The sequence below is a fragment of the Bacillus sp. 7884-1 genome (assembly GCF_002272245.1).
Classification (GTDB): domain Bacteria; phylum Bacillota; class Bacilli; order Bacillales; family Cytobacillaceae; genus Neobacillus.
Map to the genome: position 1 here is coordinate 1 of NZ_NPDD01000336.1, position 634 is coordinate 634.

Genomic DNA, 634 nt, shown 5'->3' on the forward strand with positions numbered 1-634 from the left:
GTACTCAAGTCCCCCAGTTTCCAATGACACTCCACGGTTGAGCCGTGGGCTTTCACATCAGACTTAAAGGACCGCCTGCGCGCGCTTTACGCCCAATAATTCCGGACAACGCTTGCCACCTACGTATTACCGCGGCTGCTGGCACGTAGTTAGCCGTGGCTTTCTGGTTAGGTACCGTCAAGGTACCGGCAGTTACTCCGATACTTGTTCTTCCCTAACAACAGAGCTTTACGACCCGAAGGCCTTCATCGCTCACGCGGCGTTGCTCCGTCAGACTTTCGTCCATTGCGGAAGATTCCCTACTGCTGCCTCCCGTAGGAGTCTGGGCCGTGTCTCAGTCCCAGTGTGGCCGATCACCCTCTCAGGTCGGCTACGCATCGTCGCCTTGGTGAGCCGTTACCTCACCAACTAGCTAATGCGCCGCGGGCCCATCTGTAAGTGTCAGCGTAAACCGACTTTCAGCTTTTCCTCATGAGAGGAAAAGGATTATCCGGTATTAGCTCCGGTTTCCCGAAGTTATCCCAGTCTTACAGGCAGGTTGCCCACGTGTTACTCACCCGTCCGCCGCTAACCAAAAGGTGCAAGCACCTTAAGATTCGCTCGACTTGCATGTATTAGGCACGCCGCCAGCGTT

Annotated in this window: 1 rRNA gene; it reads right to left on the minus strand. The window is 55.4% G+C overall.

The window, feature by feature from the left end:
• A 16S ribosomal RNA gene (locus CHI06_RS29010) occupies nt 1-634 on the minus strand; the annotation flags it as partial.